Source organism: Erwinia magellanica (assembly GCF_039023495.1).
Taxonomy (GTDB): Bacteria; Pseudomonadota; Gammaproteobacteria; order Enterobacterales; family Enterobacteriaceae; genus Erwinia.
Genome location: NZ_JBCHVC010000014.1, coordinates 1 through 5,033, shown reverse-complemented (window position 1 = coordinate 5,033; position 5,033 = coordinate 1). Strand labels below are relative to the sequence as shown.

Genomic DNA, 5,033 nt, shown 5'->3' with positions numbered 1-5,033 from the left:
AGGACGGCGGCGTGGCCGCCAGTCGGGCCGGAGAGCGTCCGGCAGGCGCGGCGCGATCCCCGCCGGCGCAGAAAAAAGAAAGAAAAGGCCCCGCGCTGACGCACGGGGCCTTTTTTTATGCCATATCCGGTTTTCATCGCCTTAAAATAACCTGTAGCACCTGGTATTTTCACTTCTCCCCCCTCACCCGGCAATATGCCTCTGTCCAGGATCAAGCTAACAGGTGCAACCTGAAGAAATCCCTCAACGGAGCAGCTGTGGATCGGGTAAACTAAAGCCAGATAAATTCGTAAAGGCCGTAACATGTCCAGCCAGTTCCACTCTCTGAAACCTTTCAACACCTTTAATCTTAATGTCCAGGCAAAACAGATTGTCATCGCTACTACGCCAGAGGAGCTGATCGCGGCCTGGCAGGAAACGCAGCGAAAAGATCTGCCAGCCCTGCTGATTGGTGAAGGCAGCAATATACTGTTTCTGGAAGATTTTGCCGGTATGGCAATCATCAACAGATTAAAGGGAATAACAATAGAGGAAGGAGAAGATGCCTGGCATCTGCATGTAGGAGCGGGTGAGAACTGGCATCAGCTGGTACAGCATACGCTGGAAATCGGGCTGCCGGGCCTGGAAAATCTCGCCATGATCCCAGGCTGCGTGGGTTCTGCCCCGATACAAAATATTGGCGCGTACGGCGTAGAGCTGAAAAATGTCTGCGACTATGTCGACCTGCTGGATCTCTCTTCAGGCGAGACGATGCGCCTTAGTGCAGAAGAGTGCCAGTTTGGCTACCGCGACAGCATATTTAAGCACCATTATCAAAAGGGCTATGCCATTACTGCCGTAGGGATCAGACTGTCTAAAAAGTGGATCCCCGTATTAACCTATGGAGAACTAAGCAAATTAACGCCAGGTAGCGTGACAGCCCAGGAAATTTTCGATTCTGTCTGTCGTACCCGCACCAGTAAGCTTCCAGCCCCTGAAAAAGTAGGAAACGCAGGGAGTTTCTTTAAAAATCCTGTAGTAAGCGCTGAACTGGCGGCGAAAATTGTCGAGAGTTATCCCGATATGCCACTCTATCCGCAGGCTAACGGCAGCAGTAAATTGGCCGCAGGATGGCTTATTGACCGGTGTGAGCTTAAAGGATTTAGCATTGGTGGCGCTGCTGTTCACCTTCAGCAGGCACTGGTATTGATTAATCAGAACCAGGCGACAGGCAGTGATATCGTGGCGTTAGCACATGAAGTGCGCCAGAGAGTAGGTGCTAAATTTAACGTATGGCTGGAGCCTGAGGTGCGTTTTGTTGGCGCTCAGGGTGAAAAGGATGCCGTTGGAGTCATTGCATGAAAGGTCATACTGTCCCTTTAACATTGATTGATATTCTGTCCGATGGTGAATTCCACTCGGGAGAGCAGCTGGGCGAACGGCTTGGAATGAGCCGGGCTGCTATCAATAAGCATGTTCAAACCCTCAAAGACTGGGGCATTGACGTATTTACTGTGACGGGCAAAGGATACAGCCTGCCCGCGCCAATGCAGTTACTGAATGAAGAGAAGATTGCTGAGCAGCTGAATGAAGACCGGCTGGAAGTTATTCCGGTAATCGATTCTACTAACCAGTATCTGCTGGAAAAGATGGATTCTCTGCAATCAGGGGATGCCTGCGTGGCTGAATATCAGCAGGCAGGAAGAGGAAGGCGTGGGCGTCAGTGGTTCTCTCCGTTTGGATCAAATCTCTATCTTTCTATGTACTGGCGTCTTGATCAGGGACCTATGGCGGCGATGGGGCTTAGCCTGGTGATTGGCATTGTGATTGCGGAAGTTCTCCGCTCGCTGGGAGCTTGCGATGTCAGAGTCAAATGGCCTAACGATCTCTATCTGAATGACCGCAAGCTGGCCGGTATCCTGGTTGAGCTGACAGGGAAAACCGGCGACGCAGCGCAGCTGGTGATTGGCGCGGGCATTAATCTGGCTATGCGGACGCCTGATGCGGCTATTGTGAGTCAGGGCTGGATAAACTTGCAGGAAGCAGGTGTTAATGTTGACCGGAATACGCTAACGGCACGTTTAATAAATACGATGCGAGAATCTTTGCCGCTTTTTGAACGTGAAGGATTAGCGCCTTTTATTCAGCGTTGGAGCGAACTCGATAACTTTATTAATCGCCCTGTTAAGTTACTTATTGGCGATAAAGAAATTTTGGGTATTGCACGAGGGATTGATCAGCAGGGCGGATTAATTCTGGAGCAGGATGGCGTGAAAAAATCCTGGGTTGGCGGTGAAATATCATTGCGCCCGCAAGAATAAATAACAGGGGCTTTCGCCCCTTTTTTATTTCCGTAGTCTCACCAGATCGACGGCATGATCAAGACTTTTTGTCATTATCAGGCTGGCCCGCTCACGCGTAGGAAGAATGTTTTCTTTTAGATTCATAAAGTTAATCTCCTCCCATAGCTGGGTGGCGATGCCTACCGCTTCTTCTTCTGAGAGTTTGGCATAGTTATGGAAATAGGAGTCCGGATCGGTGAATGCGCCCTGGCGGAATTTTAAGAACCGATTGATATACCATTTTTGCAGCAGGTTTTCGGGCGCATCAACATAAATTGAAAAATCTACGAAATCGGAAACAAATACATGGTGCGGATCGTGAGGATAATCCATCCCACTTTGCAAAACATTCAGACCTTCCAGAATTAAAATATCAGGCTGCTGTACAACCTTATCGCCTTGAGGAATAACATCATAAATAAGATGCGAATAAACAGGTGCAGTAACCTGAGAAGCGCCCGATTTTAAATCTGAAACGAAGTTAACCAGGCGGTGCATATCATAAGACTGGGGAAAGCCTTTCTTCTTCATCAATCCCCGCTCCTTTAACACCTGATTAGGGTGCAGGAAGCCGTCGGTAGTGATCAGCTCTACACGACGATGCTCTGGCCAGCGGCTTAAGAGTGCCTGTAAAACGCGTGCTGTGGTGCTTTTGCCAACGGCAACGCTGCCGGCAATACTGATGATATAGGGGATCTTCTGCCCGTTGGTGCCAAGGAACTGTTCAAGTACCGCCTGCCGCCGGAGATTAGAACTGATGTAGAAATTCAGCAGACGCGAGAGGGGCAGATAGATCTCTGCAACTTCTTCCAAAGACAAATCTTCATTTATCCCCTTTAGCTGCGCAATCTCCTCTTCACTCAGGGTCATTGGCACTGAATTACGCAGCGCAGCCCATTGTGCACGGTTAAATTGCAAATAGGGTGTCGTTATCGGGGAGTCTTTTTTGCTCATATGCATGCTTCTGCCAGCAAGAATTTGCCTGTCGTGATCGTGTTCGACTTCTCGGCGCTACGGCCGCCAGAGTCTGCTTACGTAACTAAGGTAAATTTCAGAAAACAATGGGCAGGAGGGTAACACCAGACGTGCAGTACCTGAAGGAAAAATACATTCTGCGGGCGCAAACGTAACGGGGGCCGCATTTATTGAATAATCTGCTGGCAATCAGGCAGGGAACCTGATTAACGCGGCAGGAGGAGTGGAGAGAAGTCGGATGATTAACCTCTTAAGGTTAACCCTGTAGCGCTAAAAAACAGCAGGAACTCTCAACGCCCGACACAAGAAGAGAAGAGGGGAGACGTCCTGTAGCAGCAAAAAGTGCAGGAATGGATGGAAAGGACGCAACATCCGGATAAATTAGTGGCTATGAATTTAAGGTGAAAAGCGTTTTTTTGCCCCAGAGGGGAGATCCTTTTCGGTGTTGGGCAAAATTTTGCAGAATGTCGCTGAACTTACCGTGGTGAAAAAATCGCTAAAATGGCGCTTCTTTGAACGAAGTTGCGGTGCGGAAGAGTTAATTTGCGAAGAATTGCACAAATAGTAAGCATAAGAACATTTATCGCGATTTTTTTGTTGCATCGAAGCCCAGCTCTTCCTAGAATGCGCACCACTTGATGCCGGCTTAGCTCAGTTGGTAGAGCAACTGACTTGTAATCAGTAGGTCACCAGTTCGATTCCGGTAGCCGGCACCATCAAGTAAAGAAATACCCCAGGTGGGGTTCCCGAGCGGCCAAAGGGAGCAGACTGTAAATCTGCCGTCATCGACTTCGAAGGTTCGAATCCTTCCCCCACCACCATTAACATTGAGTAGAGTGTTAATGAGAGGTAAAGATTTTCAGAATCCCCACGGGGAAGGATGAGAAGCTTTAGCCTCGAAGGTTTGACCCGGCAGGGAAAGGAGCAGCGCGACTTCATCCTTCCCCCACCACCATTTCTTCCGGTAGTTCAGGTTGAAATGACATGAAGATTTTCGACTGAGCACCAGCGCAGTCTGGGTCATCAAGCATTTGCGGGTTGACTCGAATAGCAAGAGGGCATCTTCTTGTTGTTCAAAAGCTACAGACAGAACAGGTAGCCGAGTTCCAGGATGCGGGCATCGTATAATGGCTATTACCTCAGCCTTCCAAGCTGATGATGCGGGTTCGATTCCCGCTGCCCGCTCCAAGCCGTGCTGATATGGCTCAGTTGGTAGAGCGCACCCTTGGTAAGGGTGAGGTCCCCAGTTCGACTCTGGGTATCAGCACCACTTCTAAATCTCCCTCCCTGATTCTTTCTCTGTACGTTAAAATTCAACAGTTCAGGCTTTGCCTGGTTGATGTGGTGATATCACCGATTTATCCGTGTCTTAGAGGGACAAGCGATGTCTAAAGAAAAATTTGAACGTTCCAAACCGCACGTCAACGTTGGTACTATCGGCCACGTTGACCACGGTAAAACTACCCTGACTGCTGCTATCACCACCGTTCTGGCTAAAACCTACGGCGGTTCTGCACGCGCATTCGACCAGATCGATAACGCACCAGAAGAAAAAGCACGTGGTATCACCATCAACACTTCACACGTTGAATATGACACCCCGACTCGCCACTATGCGCACGTTGACTGCCCAGGCCACGCCGACTATGTGAAAAACATGATCACCGGTGCTGCGCAGATGGACGGTGCAATTCTGGTTGTTGCTGCAACTGACGGCCCAATGCCTCAGACCCGTGA

5 protein-coding genes and 4 tRNA genes are annotated in these 5,033 nt (G+C 49.5%); 8 read left to right on the top strand and 1 reads right to left on the bottom strand.

What is annotated here, in order from left to right:
- The 3 genes from AAH450_RS21020 to birA form a co-directional block, all read left to right on the top strand.
- The coding region (locus tag AAH450_RS21020; RefSeq protein ID WP_342911923.1) for a hypothetical protein at positions 1 to 275 on the top strand (275 nt) is incomplete at its 5' end.
- A 28-nt stretch (positions 276 to 303) separates the two neighbouring features.
- Positions 304 to 1,341 (top strand): UDP-N-acetylmuramate dehydrogenase, encoded by a 1,038-nt coding sequence (gene murB, locus AAH450_RS21015; protein ID WP_342911922.1) that lies wholly within the window; start codon positions 304 to 306, stop codon positions 1,339 to 1,341.
- Positions 1,338 to 2,300 carry a bifunctional biotin--[acetyl-CoA-carboxylase] ligase/biotin operon repressor BirA gene (gene birA / locus AAH450_RS21010; RefSeq protein WP_342911921.1) on the top strand — a complete coding sequence of 321 codons (963 nt, stop codon included), beginning with the start codon at positions 1,338 to 1,340 and terminating at the stop codon, positions 2,298 to 2,300. The genes murB and birA overlap by 4 nt, the downstream gene beginning before the upstream one ends.
- A gap of 24 nt (positions 2,301 to 2,324) precedes the next feature.
- Here birA and coaA read toward each other — a convergent pair whose 3' ends face one another.
- Positions 2,325 to 3,275, bottom strand: a complete 951-nt coding sequence (coaA, locus tag AAH450_RS21005; RefSeq protein WP_342911920.1) for a type I pantothenate kinase — start codon at positions 3,273 to 3,275, stop codon at positions 2,325 to 2,327.
- A 661-nt stretch (positions 3,276 to 3,936) separates the two neighbouring features.
- Between coaA and AAH450_RS21000 the strand changes: the two genes are divergently transcribed.
- The 5 genes from AAH450_RS21000 to AAH450_RS20980 form a co-directional block, all read left to right on the top strand.
- A tRNA-Thr gene (locus tag AAH450_RS21000) sits at positions 3,937 to 4,012 on the top strand.
- 20 nt (positions 4,013 to 4,032) lie between these two features.
- A tRNA-Tyr gene (locus AAH450_RS20995) sits at positions 4,033 to 4,117 on the top strand.
- 292 nt (positions 4,118 to 4,409) lie between these two features.
- Positions 4,410 to 4,484 (top strand) — tRNA-Gly (locus AAH450_RS20990).
- Positions 4,485 to 4,490: 6 nt separating this feature from the next.
- Positions 4,491 to 4,566: transfer RNA gene (locus tag AAH450_RS20985), tRNA-Thr, on the top strand.
- Between the two features lie 114 nt (positions 4,567 to 4,680).
- Positions 4,681 to 5,033, top strand: a 353-nt coding sequence (locus AAH450_RS20980) for a GTP-binding protein (protein ID WP_261467596.1), incomplete at its 3' end; no start/stop codon positions are given.